Genomic DNA, 20,069 nt, shown 5'->3' on the forward strand with positions numbered 1-20,069 from the left:
GGCGGACCCGGTCCACGGCAGGTCCGGGGAGGCGGGTGTGCCGCGCACCGGTACCGGGTCGGGCCTGGTACTGCCGGCCACGATCAGGGCCAGTAAGACAGCGGCGGCCTCGCTCTGCAGGATCCGGGCGGCCTGCCTGAGCCGTCCGGCATCGGGGACGGGGATGGAGAGGGCCACGCATTCGGCGTTGGGGCCCGAGGTGATCGGGACGGCCGCGCAGACCGTGCCGATGGCGTACTCCTGGAAGTCGAGCAGCGGGGCGTTGGGCCCGCGCGTGTCGAGCTGGTGGAAGAGGGCCTTCTCGCTGGCGAGGGTGTGGCGGGTCAGTTTGGACATCTGGTGGCGGTCCAGGTGGTCCTTCCGGTCGTCGTAGTCGAGTTGGGTGAGGAGGGCCTTGCCGACGGCGGAGGCGTGGGCGGCCGACCTGAAGTCGACCCACTCCTCGACGACGGGTGTGCCCGGGCCGTCGGCGTACTGGGTGATGGAGACCTCGCCGTCGGTGTAGCGGGCCACGTAGACGGCGGCGCCGACGGCGTCGCGCACCCAGGCGAGGGTCTCCTTGAGGTGCCCGCGCCCCTCACCGCCCGCCGCGTCGGTGAGCAGCAGGGCGTTGCCGGCGATGTAGGCGTCGGGCCCGGTCGGGATGGCCAGGTTGGCCCGGAAGAGCTGCTCCACCGCCCGGGCGATCACCAGCTGCGGCAGTTTCGTCTCACGGGCGATCTGGGTGAGGCTGACGCCGCCCGAGAACCGGTTGATCACCTCCAGGACGCGCAGCGCCTGGTGTACGGATTCCAGCGCGGCCGGCGCCGGCCGCGCTTCGGGGGTCTTGCGGGCGGCGTGCGTCAGGTGCGGCTGCTTGAGCGCTTCGAGCGCCCACGCGTTCGCCTCTGGCGTCAGGTACAGGGGGTTGAGGCGTGCGTGGTAGGCCACGGCCACGGCGACCGGCGGGCCGGGGGTGAACACCTCCCCCAGGTCGGGGTGTTCGCTGTGGGGGTGCTCCGCCACGGCCTGGCGCAGCCGCGCAGGCAGCCGGTACGGCGGCCGCACGGCCCGGCCGGGCCCCCCGGAGAGGGAGCTGAGGTCCTGGGTGGTGATGGGCGGGGAGGTCCAGATCACGGAGGCGGTCAGGGCCTCTTCGAGGTCCCCCGGGATCAGCGGCAGGTGGGGCAGGTGCTCCTCGGCGGGCAGGATCCGGGCCTGCTGCTTCCAGTGGCGGGCGGTACGGACCTCCGCTCGGGAGAGGTGGTGGAGGTAGAGGCACTGCGCGGCGGTACGGGAGCCCGCGCCGGCCGCGTACTGGAACCAGAACCGGGCGCCCTCCGTGCGCTCCGTCAGGTGGAGGAGGGAACCGAACAGCAGCGCCGAGTCCACGCCGTGGGGCCAGGATTCGGCGTGCAGGGCGCGTTCCGCGAAGTCCCGGCTCTCCACGAGGGACCAGGTGACGTCGTCCAGGACGCGGGCCGCCCGCACGTGGCAGGCGGCGTCCAGGACGAGGGCGTCGTGGTCGGCGGCCGTGGCCGGGCACCGGACGGGCAGGTCCGAGCCGGCGGCGCTGCCGATCGCGGAGCGGGCGCGGTCGGCGACGATCCGGCGGGCGATCCGGCGCCGGGCGGCGCCCTCGTCGTAGCCGGCGTACTCCTCCGCGAGCACCGAGGCGTTCTTCAGGGCCGCGTTCAGCTCGCACAGCGGCATGTCACGGTCAGCGGGCATGTCGCTCACTGGTCCTTCTCCTCTCCGGGGATCCAGTCCACCCCGAGCTTGCGGGACAGGGTTCGGCGTGCGCCGCGTACGTGTGAACGGACGGTCGCGGGGGAGATCCCCATCATGCGGGCGACCGTCTCGGAGTCGTTGCCCAGCAGGAAGGCCAGCAGCACCACGTCGTACTGTCGCTCGGACAGCTCCGCGATGGCCGCGTACAGGCCGAGCTTGGACTCCAGCAGTTCGAGGCGTTCCCTCGACGAACGGCGCAGGGCGGAGAACCACGCGGTCTCCACCATGGCGACCTGGCGGCCGAGGGCCGCCAGCCGGCGTTCGACGTGTTCGCGCAGCACCGCCCAGGCGAAGCCGTGCAGGCTCGCCTCCTTGAGGGCCTGGCGCCACACCTTCAGGAGGAAGGTGAACACGTCGTCGACGACTTCCTGGGCGTCCTTGGCGTTGCCCAGCTGGAGGTGGGCGTAGCGCAGGTACGCGCGGTGCTGCTGCGAGTGGAACGCGGTGAACTCCACGGGCAGGACGCCCGCCAGTTCACTGGAGACCGTCTGGTCCCCCGCTGGGTCGAACTCGCCTTCGCTCATGCATTCCCCCACCGTTGCTCGTCGCCGCCCTCCAGGGCGGTGGGTGTCACATCGCTCGAGAAAACACGGACCGTGGTGGTGACTATCAGCGCGAGGGCGACAATCTCGGCAACATTCACTTCGGCGTGAAACCTTCCGACTGGTGGGTGGGGAAGAAGGGCTGCCTGCCCCCGTGTGCGGCAGCCGTGGAGCGTCGAGCGCCCTCATCACCACCCCATCGGAAAGGGCGTCCGATCGTGCAAGCCGGTCTCGGAAAACTTCCGGAAGAGTGGCATCCGCCGTCCCGCACGCCCCCTCCGCACCAGCGCGCGCCCCCCTGCGCGGGTGTGCGCCCCGCGCCGGCCGGTTGCGCCGGTGGCTGAGCCTGCGGACCCGGCGCGCCCTCTTGCGGGAGACTCGGTTCCACCGTCCCACCGTCCGGCGGATCCGCCGGCGCTCTCGAGGAGGCTCTCCGTGAACTGGACGCTCGAAGTCGTCCCGGTACCCGTCACCGACATGGACCGGGCGAAGGAGTTCTACGCCGACGCCGTCGGCTTCGGGGTGGACCTCGACGACGAGGTCGCCCCAGGGGTGCGCATCATCCAGCTGACCCCGCCCGGATCGCGGTGTTCGGTCGCGCTGCTCCAGGGGATGCCGCCCGCGCCCGGTACGGCGGTGATGGCGCCGGGCACGCTGCACGGGCTCCAGCTCTGCGTCACCGACATCGAGGCGGCCCGCGCGGAGCTGGTGGCGCGGGGCGTGGACGTCTCCCCGGTGCGCCACCTCGGGGCGGCGGGCTGGGAGGACGGCAAGGGCGACACCTGGAACTCGTTCCTGACCTTCCGTGACCCGGACGGCAACGGCTGGGTGGTGCAGGAGGCTCCGTCGGAGCTGTCGCAGCGCTGAGCGGGGCGCGGGCCGGCGGGCCGCTCAGTCCTGGGCGCGGGCGGTGACCGGCGCGTCGGTCCGGTCACCGAGGAACTCGTACCAGCGGCGCTGCAGGCACAGGTAGCGGGTGTCGGCCTCGGCGAGGTCCAGGAAGGAGTCGACCGTCGAGGTCAGGCGCTCGGCCAGCCCCCGGTCGGTGAGCGCGCCGTCCTCGGTGAACTCCTGATGGGCCATCGCCAGGCTGAACATGTCGGGGTAGACCCGCGCCCCGAGGTGTTCCAGGGGGATGCGCAGCGCCCACAGGCCGCGGTTGCCGCCGACCATCGAGGGCGAGGCCGACACCAGCAGGACCTGCTTGTCCTTGAAGGGCTGCGGCCGGACGCGGGAGACCCAGTCGACGGCGTTCTTGACCACGCCCGGGACGGAGGCGTTGTACTCGGGCGAGGCGATGACCAGGGCCTGGGCCGCCTCGATCCGCTCGCGCAGGGCCAGTGCCCCCGGCGGCACCCCCTCGTCGGCCTCGAGGTCGCCGTCGTACAGCGGCATCGGGAAGTCCCCGATCATGGCGGGTTCGGCGGTGGCTCCCGCCCGTACCACCAGGCTCGCGACGAGGGCCGCCAGCCGGGCGTTGACCGAGCCGGTCCGGGAGGAGCCCGAGAACACGAGCACGTGGAGCGAGGCCCTTCCGGTGAGGCCCCCGTCCTGGGGCCGGGCCGGGTCGGGCGGGAAGCGGTCCTGGTCGGTCGAGTTCACGGCTGTCTCCCTTGCCGGTAGGCGCCTTGCGGTGACGGCGGCGGCGGTGCCCGCAGCGGACTGTACGGCGCTCCCGGGCGGCGGCGGGCCGGGCGCACCGTGCGCCGGCGGCGCCGCCCGCGGCAATCACCCGGGTGCCCGCCACGGCCGCGCGGCTCCCGGCCGGCCGGTCGCGCATAGTCGTGGCAGCGCCGCGCGGGGCGGCGCCGTGTCCGAGGGAGTGACCGTGGTGGATGTGGGACGACGCGCCGCGATGGCGGCGCTGCTGGCGGCGGGGCTCGTTCCGGGCCCCAGCGCTCTGGCGGCCTCCGGTCCCCCGGTACGGAGGGCCGCCGCGGCGGCGGGTCCCCGGCCGCCGGCCTCGCTGCTGGGGCGGGAGATCCGCCGGCTGCCGACGTCCGGCAGGGTGATGGCGCTCACCTTCAACGCGGCGTGGGACGAGAGCGGGCTCGACGCGGTCCTGGCCGAACTGCGGCGCCGGGGGGCGGCCGCCACCTTCTTCCCCACGGGCCTGTTCGCGCAGGCCCGTCCCGCCGCGGTGCGCGCGATGGCCGCCGCGGGGCACGGGCTGGGCAACCACTCGCACAGCCACCCCTACTTCGACGACCTCGCCACGGCGGAGCGGGAGCGGGAGGTGCGCGCGGCCGACGCGGCGATCCGTACGGCGTCGGGGGCCGAGCCGCTTCCGTTCTTCCGGTTCCCGTACAGCTCCACCACGCAGGAATCCGTCGAGGACGTCAACGGCCTCGGCTACGCGGCGATCGAGTTCACCAACGACACGAACGGCTACCTGGGTACGGCCGGCGGCATGACGGTGGACAAGGCGGTCAGCAGGGCGGTGGGCTCCTTCGGTCCCGGGGCGATCCTCCAGATGCACGTCGGCAGCGGCATGGGCGACGGGGTCGTCCTCGACGCGCAGGCCCTGCCCCGCATCATCGACGCGGCCCTGGAGGAGGGCTACGGAATCGTCGACCTGCGGGAATTCCTCACCGGGTCCTAGGAACGCGGAACCGCCCGTTCCCGCGGCGGGGGGCCGCGGGAGCGGGCGGTCGGGGTGTGGGCGCCCGTCCGGTCAGGACGGTGTTACCACCAGATGACGACGTAACCGGATCCGCCGGGCTGACCCGGGACGCCGGCCTCTCCGGGGGCGAGGCCTCCCGCCCCGCCGTCGCCGCCCTCGGCACCGCGCGGGGGCAGGGCGACGATGCCGTCGACGGGGAGACCGCCCTGGCCGACCGTCAGGCCCGTGCCGCCGGGCGTGCCGGGGGCGCCCGTCCGGTTCACGCCGCCCGTGGAGCACGAGCCGTTGCCGCCCGCACCGCCGGCGCCACCAGCGCCCGGGGTGGTCGTACCGCCGGCGCCGCCGCCACCGCCCGCGCCGCCGGAGGCGGTGGCGAGCGTGGTGTTGGTCGTCGTCGCGACGACGGTGGAGTTGCCGCCCGCGCCACCGGCGCCGCCGGCCCCGCCCGTCGCTCCGCCGCCGGCGCCACCGGTTCCGCCGGTTCCGGCGTCACCGACGTCCACGCCGTAGTCGGCCAGCGGGGTCACGTTGAGGGTGCACCAGGTGAAGCCGCCGGCGCCGCCACCGCCGCCCGCGCCACCCGCGCTGGTGGTGGAGGCGCCACCGCCACCGCCGCCGCCACCGCCGGCGCCCCAGGCCTGGACGAAGACCGTCCTGACGCCCGCCGGGACGGTGAAGGTGTTGTCGGCGGTGAACTGGCGCAGCCCGTGCGGGAACTGGGACGGCTTCTTCTTGTGGGCGTCCTTGTCGGGGTTCCGCTGCTTGTCCTGGGCCGTGGGGGCGTTGTCGCCCGGCTTCGGACCGTGCGCGGAGGCGGCGGGGGCGAGTGCCACCAGCTGGCCGGTCAGGGCCGCGGTCGCGGCGATGGAGGCGAGGAGCACCCGGGAACGCGTCCGGGGCCGTCGGGTCACCATGTGAGCGTTGAGGTTCATGACTTCCTTCCCCGCCGGCGCCGAGAGCGCCGCGGGAGTGCGAGAGAACGGTTGCGTGGGCCCCCATGGCCTGTTGGCGGGCCCGGGCGCCTCTCCACGCGCTGCACATATCACCCCTCCCCCGCGGCCCGGACCACCCCGACAGGCCGGGGGTGTGGGCCGGGCAGGTGAGCGGTTCGTCAACCCGGACCAACCCCGCGGCCGTCCGGCGGGGACGCCGACGGGGAGCCGAATCGATTCACCACCCGTACGCCGGGCAGCGGCCGGGGCACGCCCGGGCGCCCGGCGCGGGGCTCCGTACGCCCGCGCCCCGCCGGACGGCCGGAACGCCGGGGTCCGGCTGCGGGCCCGGGGGGACCATGGGGCAGGATGACCGTGCGTTCGGAATGCGTACATCTGCTCCAACAGCGCCGCGCACGACACGATCTGACAGGTGACAAGGTGACGACACAGCACATATGGCGGCCCGCGGCCTCCCGCTCCTTCGCCCCCCTCGGCGCGGAGGCGGGCCGGTGACCCGGGACCTCGTCCTGCACGACTGGATGGTGGCCGGCATCGCGCTGGCCTCCGGCGGCGTGGCCGGTCTGCTGCTGCGCGCGCTGATGAAGTGGCTGGCCAAGCACGCGAGCCGGACCCGCTGGAGCGGGGACGACGTCATCGTCGACGCGCTGCGGACGATCGTCCCCTGGGCCGCGGTCCTCGCCGGGGCCGCGGTGGCCACGTCGGCGCTGCCGTTCACCGCGCGGGTCGCGGGTCTGGTCAGCCAGACGCTGACGGCTGTGCTCATCGTCATCGCCACGCTCAGCGCGGCCCGGGTTGTGGCGGGTCTGGTCCAGTCGGTGGCCGCGTCCCGTACGGGCGTGGCGGCGTCCGCGACGATCTTCGTCAACATCACGAGGATCGTGGTGCTGACGATGGGCGTCCTCGTGGCGCTGGAGACCCTCGGGGTGTCGATCGCCCCGCTGGTCACCGCTCTCGGAGTGGGCGGTCTCGCGGTCGCCCTGGCCTTGCAGGACACCCTCGCCAACCTCTTCGCCGGGGTGCACATCCTCGCCTCGAAGACTGTCCAGCCGGGCGACTACATCCGGCTCACCAGCGGTGAGGAGGGGTACGTCGTCGACATCAACTGGCGCAACAGCGTGGTGCGCAACCTGTCGAACAACCTGGTGATCATCCCCAACGGCCGCCTCGCGCGGACGAACATGACCAACTTCACCCAGCCCGAGCAGAAGCTGTCGATCCTGGTCCAGGCCGGGGTCGGCTACGACAGCGACCTGGAGCACGTCGAGCGGGTGACCCTCGACGTCGTCGACGGCGTGATGGCCGACATCAGCGGCGGGGTCCCCGACCACGAGGCCGCCGTCCGCTTCCACACCTTCGGGGACTCCAGGATCAACTTCACGGTGATCCTCGGGGTCGGCGAGTTCAGCGACCAGTACCGGATCAAGCACGAGTTCATCAAGCGCCTGCACCAGCGGTACCGGGCGGAGGGCATCTCGATCCCGGCGCCCGCGCACACGGTCTCGCTCCAGCACGACGACCCGGGGGCGCGGCCGTACCCGCCCGTCCCGCACCAGCGGGACGGGTCGCCCGGGGCCCTGGCGGACCGTCGGCGGTAGCGGCCCCCCACCGGCCGGGGCCCGGGACCCCGCAGTACGAGGGGCCGCGCGGCGGCCGCTTCGCCGGAACCGGGCGATGCCCCGCGGGCCTGGTGGAGGCGGCGGGCGTGCCGTACCGGGGACGCGCCCGGCCGTGTGAGGCCCTGCGGGCCGTGTCCCGCCGGTATGTTCGGCGTCCTTCCCCCGCGACGAGGAGGCGGCGTGACGGTGCGCGAAGAGATGGCCGTGAACGTGGGACCGGCGGGCATCGAGGTGGCCTACGAGCGCTGGGGGGACGCGCAGGACCCGCCCGTGCTTCTCGTCATGGGCCTCGCCCTCCAGATGCACGGCTGGCCCGACGGATTCTGCGCGGAACTGACCCGGCGCGGCGTCCAGCCGGTCCGGTTCGACAACCGCGACGTGGGGCTCTCCTCCCACTTCCGGGACGCGCCGGTGCCCGATGTGCCGGCGGCGCTCGCGGGGGACCTGTCGTCCGTGGCGTACTCCCTGTCCGACATGGCGGCCGACGCGGTGGGCCTGCTCGACGCGCTGGGGCTGGACGGCGCCCACGTGGTCGGCATGTCGCTGGGCGGGGCGATCGCCCAGACGATGGCGATCGAACACCCCGGCCGGGTCCGGTCGCTGACGTCCATGATGTCCACGACGGGCGGCCCGGGGGTCGGCCTGCCGGACCCGACGGCCCTGAGCGCGCTGGCGGGGCCGCCGCCGAGGAGCCGCGAGGAGGTCGTCGAACGGATGGTCCACTCGGTACGGGTGCTGGGTTCGCCGGGGTTCGTGTTCGACGAGGACGCGGTCCGCGAGCGGGCCGGCCGGGCCTTCGACCGGTCGTACGACCCGCTCGGCGTCGCCCGCCAGGCCGTGGCCTCGGTGGCGTCGGGCGACCGTACGGCGCGGCTGCGGTCGCTGCGGCTGCCCACGCTGGTGATCCACGGGGCCGACGATCCGTTGTGCCACGTCAGCGGCGGCCGGGCCACCGCGGAGGCCGTGCCGGGCGCCGAGCTCGCGGTCTTCGCCGGCATGGGCCACGACCTGCCGCGGGCCCTGTGGCCGGAGATCGCCGCGCTGATCACGGGCCTCGTCCACCGCGCGGAGGCGGCCCGCTGAACCAGCGGACGGCCACGGCACCGCCGCCCGGGCCGGGCGCGGCCCCGGCGGCCGTGCCTCAGGCCGCCAGGTGGTCCGCGGGGGCCGGGTGATCGGTGTGGACGGTCGCGGCCGTCATCCTGGGGATCGCCCTGATCAGGGCGTGCTCGGCGGCGAGCGCCAGTCCGTGCGCCTGGACCACGGTCAGGTGGGGGCCGACCACGATGTCTGCCTCGGCGTGCAGGGCGTGGCCGATCCACCGCATGCGCAGCTGGCCGACGCCGAGGACGCCGGGGACCTCCCGCAGGGCCTGCTCGGCGGTGTCCACGAGGGCGGGGTCGACGCAGTCCATCAGCCGGTGGTAGACCTCGCGGGCGGCGTCCTTCAGGACCAGCAGGATGGCGAGGGTGATCAGCAGGCCGACGACGGGGTCGGCGGCCCGCAGGCCGGCCGCCGCGCCGGCGGCGCCCAGCAGGACGGCCAGCGAGGTGAACCCGTCGGTGCGGGCGTGCAGGCCGTCGGCGACCAGCGCGGCGGACCCGATCCGCCGCCCGGTGCGGATGCGCAGGCGGGCCACCCATTCGTTGCCGGCGAAGCCCGTCAGGGCCGCCGCGCAGACCGCCCACAGGTGGGTGACCTCCCGGGGGTGCAGGAGCCGGTCGACGGCCGCCCAGGCGGCGAGGGCGGCGGACGCGGCGATGACCAGCACGATGAGCACGCCCGCCAGGTCCTCGGCGCGGCCGTAGCCGTAGGTGTAGCGGCGGTTGGGGGCCCGGCGGCCGAGGACGAAGGCGATGCCCAGCGGTACGGACGTCAGCGCGTCGGCGGTGTTGTGGACCGTGTCGCCGAGCAGCGCGACCGACCCGGACAGGACGACGATGACGGCCTGGGCGGCGGCGGTCGCCCCCAGCACCGCGAGGGAGATCCACAGCGTGCGCATGCCCTCGCGGGAGGCCTCCATGGCCGCGTCGACCTTGTCGCCGGCGTCGTGGCGGTGCGGGGTGAGCAGGTGCCGCAGCCGGCGCCGCCCGCCCTGATGGTGATCGTGGTGATGGTGGTCGTGCCGGTGCGTGGAGGTACTGCGGCCGCTGCCCCGATTGCCGTCCATGGGGCCTACGTTGGCACAGGGAACCCATTGCGGCTACAGCCGTCGTACGTGCCGTGACCAGGTGCGACGGGCTCGCATCTGCACACGCCGTCAACGTGGTCGCGAACGGGCGGTTCGAGTCCACGACCTGGACGGCCACCGTGCTCGGACCGCCGCTCGGCGGGGCCGCGATGGGGTTGTCCGGGCCGGTTCGCCCCCTGGCAGTACGGCCCCGCCTTCGCCGTGCCCTGCCTCGGGGGGCTGCTCGGCTCGCGGCCGGCGCCGGGTCATGCGCGCCGCCGGGATCCTGCGGGCGCGCCGGCTGCCCGGACTGGCCTTCACCGGGCCCGGTACCGGCGGCCTCGTGTTGGTCTGGCCATCGAGTTCGGGCTGCTCGTCCTGACGACGCCGTTCCTGCCCCCCGGCATGAGCACGCGGGGCATCCGGACCGGGCGGACGCGGGTGTCCGGGCTCAGAAGACGGCCGTGAGGAGCCCGACGAGGAGGCCCGCCGCCAGGCCCAGCACGATCACGGCCACCATCGCGGCCAGCGCCGCGAGTACGAACCCGCCCCCGTCCACCCGTTCGCCGCGGCGGGCGCAGGCGGACAGCCAGGCCGCCAGGGCGAGGAAGGGGACGAGGAGCAGACCGGTCGCGACGCCCAGGTTGCCGACGGCGAAGCCGGACAGTTCGTACGCCTTCCCGCGCGCGGTCCGCACGGGCACCTCGGTGCCCGGCCGGTAGGCGTCGGCGGCCGTCTCCAGCAGGATCTCCTCCTGCGGTCCGTCTCCCCCGCGGCCCCGGGCGTAGCGGCCCTTGCACTGCGTGCCGGCGGCGTAGCCCTCCACATCGGTGGCCTCGTAGCACTCGGCGACCGTCAGGACTCCGTCCACGGGTCCGAAGCCGAGTACGGCGGCCAGTTGCGGGCCGGGCAGGAGCCAGACCAGCCAGGCGGCGACGGCGAGGGTCGCCGCCGACCCGAACGCGGCCGCGCCCCGGGCCGCCTTGCGTGCACCTTCCCGCACTCCGTGCACCCCCTCCCCGGTGGGCCCATACCCCCGGCGGGGGGTACCTCATGCGGGCCGCCCGCAAGTAGCCACCGTCCGCCATCCGCCATATGGGGTGCCGACGCCCGCGCGGGGTCCCGCCCGGCTCCTAGGATGAGGCCCGCTGCGGCCCGGTAGCGCGCCGCAGTACGGGTTCACAGGCAGGGAGTTGCGGGAATGAAGCGGTTGCGGGTACTGATGGCGGTCGGAGTCCTGGCGCTGGCGTCGGCGGGAGCGGGCACGGCCCAGGCGGACCCGTCGGCCTGGGCCCCCGGCGGCACGGACTGCCCGGCCGCCGAGATCTTCGCCACCGACAACACCGCCGTCATCACGGATCCGGCCGATCCCCGGCTGCGGACGCGGCTGAAGCGCTTCGACCACGAGGTGCGGGAGATCATCCGCTCCCACGGGGCGCGGCCGGGATCCTCGACCCTGCTGGACGGGGTGTTCTGGTCCGAGAACGAGCAGCAGACCACCTACGAGCGTTCGCGGGAGTTCGACGTCGAAGAGGTCAACGCGGACGGACTGCATCACATCGCCGATGTCATCCGCAAGCAGTACCGGCAGGAGTCGGTGCTGACGTTCCGCTGCCTGCCGCGCACCTCGCCGGAGACGGACGCCGTCGAGATCCAGGCCGAGGGCGTCAGCGCCACCCGGCTGCACGACGCGCTGATGGCCGACCCCGTGGCGCGGGTGCGGCTCGGCGGCGGCTCGGTGGCCCTCGACGGGCGGCTGATCCTCATCGCGCCGATCGCCGACCTGACGCTCGCACGGAAGTTCACGGCCCGGCTCGGGGTCGACTGGAACTCCGCCGAGGTCCGCTACGGGGACGAGGAGTTCGTCGCGTAGTCCGCGCCCCGTCCGGCCGGCGGACCGCCCCGGAGCGGCCCCGGCCGGCGCGCTACGCTGCACGTCCGCGGGGGCCGACGACAGACGGGCAAGGTGCACATGTTCGAGCCGGCGCAGGAGAATCCGTACCCGGACGGCCACGTCCTCGGGGAGGGTCCCGACCCGCATCCGCTGCTGGCTCCGGTGCTCCCCCTGCTCGGGCGCTGGCACGGACGGGGGCGGGGCGAGTACCCGACCCTGGCGCGGGACTTCCGGTACGAGCAGGAGATCACCTTCAGCCACGACGGCCGGCCCTTCCTGCGCTACGAGGCACGCGCGTGGCTGACCGACGCCTCCGGGACCCCCGTGCGGCCGGCGGGGCGAGAGACCGGCTGGTGGCGGGTGACGCCCGACGCGTCCCTGGAGGTGGTGCTCGCCCATCCGACCGGCATCGTCGAGACGTACGCCGGGCGGGTCCGCGGCGGGGCGGCGGCGGAGCTGGAGATCGGGATCGAGACCCGGGACGTGGCGCTGACCCCGCTGGCGAAGGAGGTCACCGGCACCCGCCGCCTTTACACCCTCGACGGCGCCGGCCTGACGGTCGTCCACGACATGGCGGCCGTGGGGCAGCCCCTCCAGCACCATCTGACGACCCGGCTGGTCCGCCGGGCGTGACACCGGGACGGCCCTGGCGGTGGCACCGGGGGTGACACCCGGGGTGGCACCAGCACCACCGCGGACAAGGGTGGTGGGGAGATCGCCGCGGGGCGCGGCGGTCGCGGAGGATCGACACGACCGATCACCGCGACGGGGGAGAGACCACCCTGATGGACCTGTTGAAGAAGACCGCGCGCCGGGCCGCTGCCGCCGCCTGCGGGCTGCTCGCCGTGGCGGCGCTGCCCGTGGTCCCCGCGCACGCCGCGGGCGCGGCCGGGGCGAACCCGGTACCGGGCCGGTACGGCGGCCAGCGCCTCGACTGGCGGCCCTGCGACTCCGGGCCGCTGGAGTGCGCCTCGATGACGGTGCCGCGCGACTGGTACCACCCCGGCAGGGGCCCGGACCTGACCGTGGCGGTGTCCCGGCACCGCTCCACGGACCCCGCCGCCCGGCGCGGCGTCCTGATGATGGCGGCCGGCGGGCCGGGGGCCTCCGGGCTGGGCCGGCCGGCGGGCCTGGCCTCGTACGCGCCGAGGCTGGCGGCCGCGTACGACATCGTGAGCTTCGACCAGCGCGGCGTCGGGGCGAGCACGAACGTGGTCTGCTCCGACCAGGCCACGGTGGACGCCCTGTTCGGCGGCGGCGATCTGCGCGACCGTTCGGAGCAGGCCGTACGCGGCACGGTGGAACGCGCCCGGGGCTTCGTACGCGACTGCCGGCGCGACTCGGGCGGTCTGCTGCCGTACATCACCACCGACCAGGCCGTGCACGACATGGACCTGTACCGGGCGCTGCTCGGCGAACGGCGGGTCTCGTACTACGGCCCGTCGTACGCCACGTACCTGGGCGCCCGGTACGCGACCCGTTTCCCGGGCCGGGTGGAGCGGGTGGTGCTCGACAGCGTCATCGACCCCGGCGGCAGCTGGCAGGACTTCATGACCGGACAGCCGATGAGCTTCCAGCGCCGCTTCGAGCAGGACTTCCTGCCGTGGCTGGCCGCGAACGACGCCACCTACCACCGGGGCAGGACCCCGGAGGAGACCAAGGCCTCCTACGAGCGGCTGCGCGCCTCGCTGCGCGAGCACCCGGTGGACCTGGAGGGGACCCGGGTCCTGCCCGACCACCTGGACGCGGCGGCGACCGGCATCATCTACAGCGGCAACCGCTTCCCGGACCTGGCGGCGCTCCTCGGCGTCCTGGAAGACCCGGCGGGCGCGCCGGCGGCCACCCGCCGGGCCTTCGCGCAGAAGCTGAAGCACCCCGTGCAGGCCGCGTTCGCCGCGGACTTCTTCTCCGTGGTCTGCCAGGACACCCCCTGGAACCGGGACAGCGCGTACTGGGTGCGCAGGAGCGAGGCGGACAGCCGCGACCACCCCATGGCCGGGGCGCGGGAACTGGCCTTCGCCTCGGTCTGCGCCGCCTGGCCGCGCTCCCGGGCTCCGCGCGCCGGGGTGACCGGCCGGGGGCTGCCGCCGGTCCTGATGCTCAACTCGAAGCACGACCCGGCGACCCGTTACGAGGGGGCCGTACGAGCCCACGCGCGGCTGGCGGGATCGCGCCTGATCACCGTCGGCGGCGGTGACCACGGCACCTACCAGGCGGGGAACGCCTGTGTGGACGGCTACGTCGAGGGCTTCCTGCTCGGTGGCCGGCTGCCGGAGGCGGACGCGGAATGCGCCGGGAAGCCGCTGCCGGATCCGGCCGGGCGGGGCGCTCAGGCGGAGGAGCCGCTGTCCACGACGAGGTCGGTCCCGACCACCGAGCCGGCCGCGGGCGAGGCCAGGTAGAGCACGGCGGCGGCCACTTCCTCGGCCTCCGCGACCCGGCCGAGCGGGTTCTGCGACTTGACCCTCTCGGCGCGGCCTGCCTCGGTCTCGCCGGGCAGCAGCGACATCGGCGCGTCGGCGGCTCCGGGGCTGACCGCGTTGATGCGTATCCCCTCGTGGATGTGGTCGAGGGCGGCGGCGCGGGTGAGGGCGGACACGGCCGCCTTGGAGGTGATGTAGGCGGCGGCGTTCGGGATCCGCTTGTGGGCGCCCAGGTTGGAGGAGATGTTGACGATGGCGCCGCCGCCGTTGCGCCGCATGTGCGCGATCTGGTGCTTCATCGCCAGCCAGACGCCGGTGACGTTGGTGCGCAGGACCGCGTCCCAGTCCTCCTCGCTGACGTCGCCGACCGGCCCGGTGCCGCGGAGTATCCCGGCGTTGTTGACCGCGACGTCCAGTCCGCCGAAGCGGGCGACGCTCTCCCGGACGAGGTCCTCCAGCCGGCCCGAGTTCGTGACGTCGGCGGGGACGGCGGCGGCGGTGCCGCCGGCCGCCTCGATGAGGGTGACCGTCTCGTCGAGGGTGGCCGCGGTGCGGCCCGCGGCGACGACGCGGGCGCCCTCGGCGGCGAAGGCGAGTGCGATGGCGCGGCCGAGGCCGGAGCCCGCCCCCGTCACCAGGACGGTCTTGCCGGTGAAACGGTTCATCTTCGGTGACTCCTCCGAGGGGCGGTCAGCCCCATATTTGAACGAACGGTTCAGAATTCGGGCATGCGGAAACGCGGGTACGGGAAGGGAATCGGAAACGGGGGGGGCCGGCGCGGTCAGTCCAGCAGGGTCAGGGCCTGCTCCGCCGCGTCCCGGACGCGGGCGGGGTCGTCCGAGGCCTTGCCGACGACGCGGACGCCCTGGAGCAGGACCAGCAGCATCCGGGCCAGCGCACGCGGATCGCTGCCCTCGCCCAGCTCCCCCTGCCCCCGGGCCCGCAGGAGCGCCGAGTGCAGCAGGGTCTCGAAGCGGTCCCAGCTCACCTCGACCCGCCGGGCGGCAGCGGCGTCGTGGGGGGCCAGCTCGGCCGCCGTGTTGGTGACGAAGCAGCCGCTGCGCCGCTCCCCCGGGGACGTGGCCTCCTCGGCGAAGCGGCGCACCACGGCCCGCACGGCGGGCAGCGCGGGTCCCGGCGCGGAGAGCTGGGCCAGGAGCAGCGGGTCGTACGTCTCGGCGTAGCGGTCCAGCGCCTTCAGGTAGAGCTCGTGCTTGCTGCCGAAGGTCGCGTAGATGCTGGCCCGTCCGATGCCGAGGTGCTCGACGAGGTCCGCCACCGACGTCGCTTCGTAGCCGCGCCGCCAGAACAGCTCGAGGGCCGACTGGAGGGCCGCGTCCGGATCGAATTCCTTGGTCCTTGCCACGCGGAAGATCATAAAGCTATCTGGAACGACCGGTCAATAACGAGGTGGGGTACGGAGCCAGGGGTCCCCCGACGCGCCGCGCCGCTCCATCCGTGTTGTCCTCGTAGGGGAGGGCAGGGGGGCGGGAAGGTTTCGGAACGCACTCGGAGGACCGAGGAGGAACCATGGACAGGAACCTGCGGGCCCGCGACATCATGACCCAGGGCGTGCAGTGCATCCGCGAGGACCAGTCCCTGCAGGACGCGGCGCGCATGATGCGCGAGCTGAACGTCGGATGCCTGCCGATCTGCGGGGACGACCAGCGTCTCCAGGGCCTGATCACCGACCGCGACATCGTCGTCAAGTGCTGCGCCGACGGCAAGGACCCGGCGAGCATGCGGGCCGGGGAGCTCGCCGGCAACCTGCACTGGATCGACGCCGACAGCAACGCGCAGGAGGCACTGGACACCATGGAGGTGCACCAGATCAAGCGGCTGCCCGTCATCGACGTGGAGGGCGGCCACCGCCTGGTCGGCATGATCACCGAGGCCAATCTGGCGAAGAACCTCTCCGACGCGGACATCGCGGAGTTCGCGATCCGGGTGTACGCCGCCAACTGAGCGCAGCGATCCGCCCGCCACCGGCCGTGACCACCGGGCCTCCGGCTCGTTGAAGGGGCGGTCAGCGAAGTGCGCAGAGCGCCGGCCGGGCACTTCCAGTCCGGCCGGCGCCTTGTGTGCTCGGGCCCGGGAACGCGCGGGGGCCGGCCGGCGAAGCCGCCGGCCGCGGTTCCCGTTCCGCCGTCGTCCGGGATCCTGGAGAGAGCCGAGTTGCGCACCCGCGGATTCCCGTTGACGCCCCTCACCGCCGCCCTGACCTGCGCTCTGGTCACCCTGGCCGCTGCCGGCGCCGAACCGGCCGGCGCTCCCCCGCCGCCGCGCGGCGACACCCTCACCTCGGCCGGCGCCCCCGTCCTCGCGGACGCCCGGACCCCCTTCAGCATGCTGGCCGTCACGGCGCCCGCCGGCGGGCCGGGCGGGACCTACCGGGTCCGCGTCCGGGAACGGGGCTCCGGCCACTGGACGCCGTGGACGGCGGTGGAGGCCGGGGAGCCGTGGTGGGCGGGGCCTTCGGACGCCGTGGAGGTACGCGCGGCCGGCGCCGGTGAGCAGCTGCCGGCCGGAGTGCGCCTGGACCTGGTCGACCCGGGCCCGGATCCGGGGCCGGGGAGGCCCGGGGCGGCCGCCGGGCCGGTGCCGGTGCCGGTGGTTCACGCGGTGGCGGGCCCCGCCGCCTCGCGGCCCCGCGTCGTCCCCCGCTCCCGCTGGGGCGCGGCCGAGGATCCCGGGGAGCCCGTCGTGTACGGCAGGGACGTCAAGGCCGTGTTCGTCCACCACACCGCCCAGAGCAACGACTACGCGTGCTCCGACTCCCCCGCCGTCGTGCGCGGTCTGCAGGCCCTCCACCGGCGGGTCAACGGCTGGAAGGACCTCGGCTACAACTACGTGGTCGACAAGTGCGGCACGGTCTTCGAAGGACGGGCCGGCGGCTCCGGGCGGCCGGTCACCGGCGCGCACACCCTCGGCTTCAACCAGGACACCCTGGGCGTCGCGGTGATCGGCCGGTATTCCGGCCTGGAGGCGCCGCCCGCGGCCACGGCGGCCGTCGCGCGGCTCGCGGCCTGGGCACTCGGCCGGTACGGGCACTCCCCCGCGGGCACCGTCGAGCTCGGCGCCTCCATCGACAACGGGCGATTCCGGGCCGGCGAGCGGGTGACGGTGGAGCGGATCTCGGGCCACCGCGACGTCTTCGCCACCGAGTGCCCCGGAGCCGCCCTCCACCGGCAGTTGCCCGCCGTCCGGGCGCTGGCCTCGGACCCCTTCAACGGCGTGCTCGCCGGCCGCTGACCGCCCACGCGCGGGCGGTCAGCGCGATGGAGCCGTCGGACCCTACGGGCAGGGCCCCGGCGAGCGTGTCGCACAGCCGCCGGCGGGCGCCGTGGCGAGGGAGGTGACGTAGCCGGGCGCGGGACCCTGCCCGCAGAGGAAGGGTTGTTCAGGGTGAGGGCGCTGACGGCCGCGTCGAAGGTCCCGTCGCGCACCGGCAGCGCCTGGGCGTCCGCCACCGCGAAGAGCGGGGCGCACGCCGCGGTGCCCGGGGCGCCGGCTTCCCCGGCGGCGGTGCCGGCCGATGCCATGAAGGCTGCCGACCGGTCAAGGCCCAGGACCAGCCGTGGCCGGCCGTGCGCGGCCACCGCCGCGGCCAGGGCGCCCGTCCCGCAGCCCGCGTCGGGCCACCGGGCGCCGGCGGCGACGCCGAGCGAGGCCGCGAAGGCGACGGCGACGGGCCGGCTCCAGCGGCCCGTGTAGCGCTCGTAGCCGTCCCCGGCCGCCCAGGTGTCGAAGCGCCGCCGCCGTCCGTCCGGGCCGGCGGCGCTCACACCGGGTGCCCGTCCGGCCCGGTGTGGTCGGACTGGCTGGAGAACTTGTTGAGGAAGACGTCGTACAGGCCGTCGGGCCGGCGGGTGAGAGTGGCCCCGTCCTGCCAGGTGCCGTTCTCGTCCCACCACTGGCTGCCGTACGGATCGCCCTGGTTCTGGTGGATGTTGTGCATGCCGAGCCCGTGGTCGAAGGGCTCTCCGAAGACCATGACCTCCCGGCCGGGCACCAGGATGGGCTCCAGGGCCCGGGCGGCGTCGAGGTTGGAGCCCGAGATCCAGGAGCGGGGCGGGTTCAGCCGGTTCATGAGGTCCTGGAGCCAGGCGGGCGGGCGTACGGGGAAGGCGCAGCCGGGGCGGTGCTGGAGGGCGGGATGGCGCAGGCAGTCGAGGGCGCCGGAGCCCGGGCTCATCGAGAGGTCGTGGTAGCCGGGATCCAGGGAGGGCACCGGGTCGAGGACGGAGGCGGCCAGGGTGAACACCTTCCACTGGACGCCGGTGGTGGACTGTTTGCTGTCCACGTCGACGGCGCACCGGTACCGGCCGGCGGGCGCGTCCACCTCCAGGTTGACGTGGAACCAGTGCCCCTGGGTGTCGGGCCGGTCTCGGAAGTGGCGGTGCAGCGTTCCCGACAGCACCCCGTAGGAGTCGAGCGGCATGACGGCCAGTCAACCACCGTCCCGGCGCCCGGCGCCGTGACGCGCGGGGCACCGTCGCCCCGGCCCCCGGGCGGCCCAGTCCTTCCCGGCCGGCCGGCCCCGGCGCTCAGTTCGCGCAGCTGGTGTCGCGGGCGGGGCGCTGGCCGGTGGTGAGGAACCGGGTGACGGTGCGGTCCCCGCAGGCGTTGCCGTTGCCGAGGTAGACGCCGTGGCCGCCCTGTTCGACGGTGACGAGTACGGCCCGGTCCCCGAGGGCCTCGCGCATCTTCAGGCTCTTGGAGTGGGGCGTGGAGGGGTCGCGGCGGCTCTGGATCATCAGGATGCCGGAGGGGCCGTGGTTGGTGATCTTGGTGGGCTTGTGCTCGGGGGCGTCCTTCCAGAAGGAGCACGGGAGCACGTTGACCGGCATGCCGGCCGTCAGCGGGTGCCGGGCCCGGTCCTCATCGACGGCGCGCTGCCGGTCGGCCGGGGAACCGCCCGGCCAGGTCACGTCGTTGCACAGGACCGCGACGAGCTGGGCGGCGTCCTCGTCGCGCAGGGGGCGGGCGAGCTCGGGCGGGAGGGCGGGGGTGTGGGCCGGGTCGCGCAGGGCGGCGACGAGCCGGGCGAAGCCGGGGAAGGCGGAGTCGCTGTAGAGGGTGTTCTGGAGGGCCTGGCGCAGGCCGTTGCCGGTCAGGGGCACCCCGGGGGTGGTGGACGGGCGGGGTGCGCGGTCCAGGGAGGCGAAGAGCGAGAGCACGAGGGGCTCGACGTCCTCGGGGCGCTGCGCCAGCCGCAGGCCGTCCTTGTCGCGGTCGGGGTGGGCGGCCCAGGCGGCGAAGTCGGGGAAGCGGTCGTCGGAGCCCTGGGCCATGTTGGCCAGCCAGCCGCGGGCGACGCGCTTGGGGTCGGGGTCGCCGCTGCTGTCGAGGACCCAGCGGTCGGTGCGCCCGGGGTACGTCTGCGCGTAGACGGCGCCCACGTAGGTGCCGTACGAGACTCCCCAGGCGGAGAGCTTGCGCTCGCCGAGTGCCGCGCGGAGGCGGTCCATGTCGCGGACCTGGTTGGCGGTGGTGAAGCTGCGCAGCACGGGTCCGCCGTTGCGGGCGCAGGCCTCGGCGGTGCGGCGGGAGCGGGCGAGGTTCTCGGTGATGTCCCCGTCGGCGGCGGGCCAGGAGCGCAGGGCGGTGAGGTAGCGGTCCTCGGGGGCGAGGCCGCAGCTCGCGGTGGTGGAGCCGCCGACGCCGCGGGGGTCGAAGGCGACGAGGTCGTAGGCGCCGCCGAGCTGCTGCTGGAGGGCGGGGCCCTTCTGCGTCAGACGCTGTACCCCGGAGCCTCCCGGGCCGCCGGGGATCACGACGAGGGTGCCGCGCCGGGCGTCGGGGCGGTCACTGCGGATCCGGGAGACGGCCACGCTGATCTGCGGGCCGCGCGGGTCTGCGTAGTCGAGCGGAACGGGGAGGTCGGCGCACTCCTGGGCGGCGGGCCCGCCCGGCTTGGCGCAGGGGCGCCAGTCGAGCCCGGGCACCTCGGTGCGGGGGCCGCCGGCGGCCTGCGCCGGGAGGGCGGAGGCGGTCAGGGCGGCCGCTGCGGCCGCGGCGGAGAGGGTCAGCAGGAGGGCCTTGCTCCGGGAAATCGTCATGCGGCAAGCCTCG

18 protein-coding genes and 3 pseudogenes are annotated in these 20,069 nt (G+C 74.7%); 10 read left to right on the forward strand and 11 right to left on the reverse strand.

Going from position 1 to position 20,069, the window contains the following annotated elements; genetic code table 11:
- Nucleotides 1-78: 78 nt before the first annotated feature.
- Both ACZ51S_RS17560 and ACZ51S_RS17565 read right to left on the reverse strand, forming a co-directional pair.
- Nucleotides 79-846 (reverse strand): annotated as a pseudogene (locus ACZ51S_RS17560) (IclR family transcriptional regulator domain-containing protein); the annotation flags it as partial.
- 869 nt (nucleotides 847-1,715) lie between these two features.
- Nucleotides 1,716-2,294, reverse strand: coding sequence for an RNA polymerase sigma factor (locus tag ACZ51S_RS17565; protein WP_468474626.1), 579 nt, complete (start codon nucleotides 2,292-2,294; stop codon nucleotides 1,716-1,718).
- Between the two features lie 453 nt (nucleotides 2,295-2,747).
- Here ACZ51S_RS17565 and ACZ51S_RS17570 point away from each other — a divergent pair, with 453 nt between their 5' ends.
- A complete protein-coding gene (locus ACZ51S_RS17570) occupies nucleotides 2,748-3,179 on the forward strand; it encodes a VOC family protein (protein ID WP_388940327.1) in 432 nt (143 codons plus the stop codon).
- Nucleotides 3,180-3,203: 24 nt separating this feature from the next.
- Here ACZ51S_RS17570 and ACZ51S_RS17575 read toward each other — a convergent pair whose 3' ends face one another.
- Complete coding sequence (locus ACZ51S_RS17575) at nucleotides 3,204-3,830, reverse strand: NADPH-dependent FMN reductase (RefSeq protein WP_468474679.1); 627 nt, start codon at nucleotides 3,828-3,830, stop codon at nucleotides 3,204-3,206.
- Between the two features lie 313 nt (nucleotides 3,831-4,143).
- Here ACZ51S_RS17575 and ACZ51S_RS17580 point away from each other — a divergent pair, with 313 nt between their 5' ends.
- The gene (locus ACZ51S_RS17580; RefSeq protein ID WP_468474628.1) at nucleotides 4,144-4,914 is read left to right on the forward strand and encodes a polysaccharide deacetylase family protein; all 771 of its coding nucleotides are present in this window, start codon (nucleotides 4,144-4,146) and stop codon (nucleotides 4,912-4,914) included.
- A gap of 83 nt (nucleotides 4,915-4,997) precedes the next feature.
- On the opposite strand, the gene ACZ51S_RS17585 is transcribed toward ACZ51S_RS17580, so the two are convergent.
- The gene (locus tag ACZ51S_RS17585; protein ID WP_468804013.1) at nucleotides 4,998-5,867 is read right to left on the reverse strand and encodes a hypothetical protein; all 870 of its coding nucleotides are present in this window, start codon (nucleotides 5,865-5,867) and stop codon (nucleotides 4,998-5,000) included.
- 512 nt (nucleotides 5,868-6,379) lie between these two features.
- Here ACZ51S_RS17585 and ACZ51S_RS17590 point away from each other — a divergent pair.
- Both ACZ51S_RS17590 and ACZ51S_RS17595 read left to right on the forward strand, forming a co-directional pair.
- Nucleotides 6,380-7,486: a mechanosensitive ion channel family protein gene (locus tag ACZ51S_RS17590; RefSeq protein WP_468474630.1), complete on the forward strand. Its 1,107-nt coding sequence runs from the start codon at nucleotides 6,380-6,382 to the stop codon at nucleotides 7,484-7,486.
- 201 nt (nucleotides 7,487-7,687) lie between these two features.
- Nucleotides 7,688-8,590: an alpha/beta fold hydrolase gene (locus ACZ51S_RS17595; protein WP_468474631.1), complete on the forward strand. Its 903-nt coding sequence runs from the start codon at nucleotides 7,688-7,690 to the stop codon at nucleotides 8,588-8,590.
- 58 nt (nucleotides 8,591-8,648) lie between these two features.
- On the opposite strand, the gene ACZ51S_RS17600 is transcribed toward ACZ51S_RS17595, so the two are convergent.
- Entirely contained in the window at nucleotides 8,649-9,677 is a 1,029-nt protein-coding gene (locus tag ACZ51S_RS17600) for a cation diffusion facilitator family transporter (protein WP_468885935.1), read from the reverse strand.
- A gap of 95 nt (nucleotides 9,678-9,772) precedes the next feature.
- Here ACZ51S_RS17600 and ACZ51S_RS17605 point away from each other — a divergent pair.
- Nucleotides 9,773-10,076, forward strand: a pseudogene (locus ACZ51S_RS17605) (hypothetical protein); the annotation flags it as partial.
- A gap of 52 nt (nucleotides 10,077-10,128) precedes the next feature.
- Here ACZ51S_RS17605 and ACZ51S_RS17610 read toward each other — a convergent pair.
- Nucleotides 10,129-10,680, reverse strand: a complete 552-nt coding sequence (locus ACZ51S_RS17610; protein WP_468474633.1) for a hypothetical protein — start codon at nucleotides 10,678-10,680, stop codon at nucleotides 10,129-10,131.
- A gap of 198 nt (nucleotides 10,681-10,878) precedes the next feature.
- On the opposite strand from ACZ51S_RS17610, the gene ACZ51S_RS17615 reads away from it, so the two are divergent.
- From ACZ51S_RS17615 to ACZ51S_RS17625, 3 genes are all read left to right on the forward strand, one after another.
- Nucleotides 10,879-11,550, forward strand: coding sequence for a hypothetical protein (locus ACZ51S_RS17615; protein WP_468474634.1), 672 nt, complete (start codon nucleotides 10,879-10,881; stop codon nucleotides 11,548-11,550).
- A gap of 99 nt (nucleotides 11,551-11,649) precedes the next feature.
- On the forward strand, nucleotides 11,650-12,204 hold the full coding sequence (locus tag ACZ51S_RS17620; RefSeq protein WP_468474635.1) for a heme-binding beta-barrel domain-containing protein: 555 nt from the start codon (nucleotides 11,650-11,652) through the stop codon (nucleotides 12,202-12,204).
- A 152-nt stretch (nucleotides 12,205-12,356) separates the two neighbouring features.
- The gene (locus ACZ51S_RS17625; RefSeq protein WP_468474636.1) at nucleotides 12,357-13,973 is read left to right on the forward strand and encodes an alpha/beta hydrolase; all 1,617 of its coding nucleotides are present in this window, start codon (nucleotides 12,357-12,359) and stop codon (nucleotides 13,971-13,973) included.
- On the opposite strand, the gene ACZ51S_RS17630 is transcribed toward ACZ51S_RS17625, so the two are convergent.
- Complete coding sequence (locus ACZ51S_RS17630) at nucleotides 13,901-14,659, reverse strand: SDR family NAD(P)-dependent oxidoreductase (protein ID WP_468474637.1); 759 nt, start codon at nucleotides 14,657-14,659, stop codon at nucleotides 13,901-13,903. The two genes, ACZ51S_RS17625 and ACZ51S_RS17630, sit on opposite strands and share 73 nt — an antisense overlap.
- A 116-nt stretch (nucleotides 14,660-14,775) precedes the next feature.
- Nucleotides 14,776-15,360, reverse strand: coding sequence for a TetR/AcrR family transcriptional regulator (locus tag ACZ51S_RS17635; protein WP_468474638.1), 585 nt, complete (start codon nucleotides 15,358-15,360; stop codon nucleotides 14,776-14,778).
- Nucleotides 15,361-15,524: 164 nt separating this feature from the next.
- Between ACZ51S_RS17635 and ACZ51S_RS17640 the strand changes: the two genes are divergently transcribed.
- Together ACZ51S_RS17640 and ACZ51S_RS17645 are read left to right on the forward strand one after the other, a co-directional pair.
- On the forward strand, nucleotides 15,525-15,959 hold the full coding sequence (locus tag ACZ51S_RS17640; RefSeq protein ID WP_468474639.1) for a CBS domain-containing protein: 435 nt from the start codon (nucleotides 15,525-15,527) through the stop codon (nucleotides 15,957-15,959).
- 231 nt (nucleotides 15,960-16,190) lie between these two features.
- Nucleotides 16,191-17,246, forward strand: a complete 1,056-nt coding sequence (locus tag ACZ51S_RS17645; RefSeq protein WP_468961341.1) for an N-acetylmuramoyl-L-alanine amidase — start codon at nucleotides 16,191-16,193, stop codon at nucleotides 17,244-17,246.
- Between the two features lie 206 nt (nucleotides 17,247-17,452).
- On the opposite strand, the pseudogene ACZ51S_RS17650 reads toward ACZ51S_RS17645, so the two are convergent.
- From ACZ51S_RS17650 to ACZ51S_RS17660, 3 genes and pseudogenes are all read right to left on the reverse strand, one after another.
- Nucleotides 17,453-17,779, reverse strand: a pseudogene (locus ACZ51S_RS17650) (hypothetical protein); the annotation flags it as partial.
- Nucleotides 17,776-18,435 (reverse strand): DUF2278 family protein, encoded by a 660-nt coding sequence (locus tag ACZ51S_RS17655; protein WP_468961343.1) that lies wholly within the window; start codon nucleotides 18,433-18,435, stop codon nucleotides 17,776-17,778. The gene ACZ51S_RS17655 and the pseudogene ACZ51S_RS17650, both read right to left, overlap by 4 nt.
- Before the next feature lie 106 nt (nucleotides 18,436-18,541).
- A complete protein-coding gene (locus tag ACZ51S_RS17660; protein ID WP_468474642.1) occupies nucleotides 18,542-20,056 on the reverse strand; it encodes an alpha/beta hydrolase in 1,515 nt (504 codons plus the stop codon).
- Nucleotides 20,057-20,069: the final 13 nt, after the last annotated feature.

It is taken from the genome of Streptomyces sp. NPDC034043 (assembly GCF_055575675.1).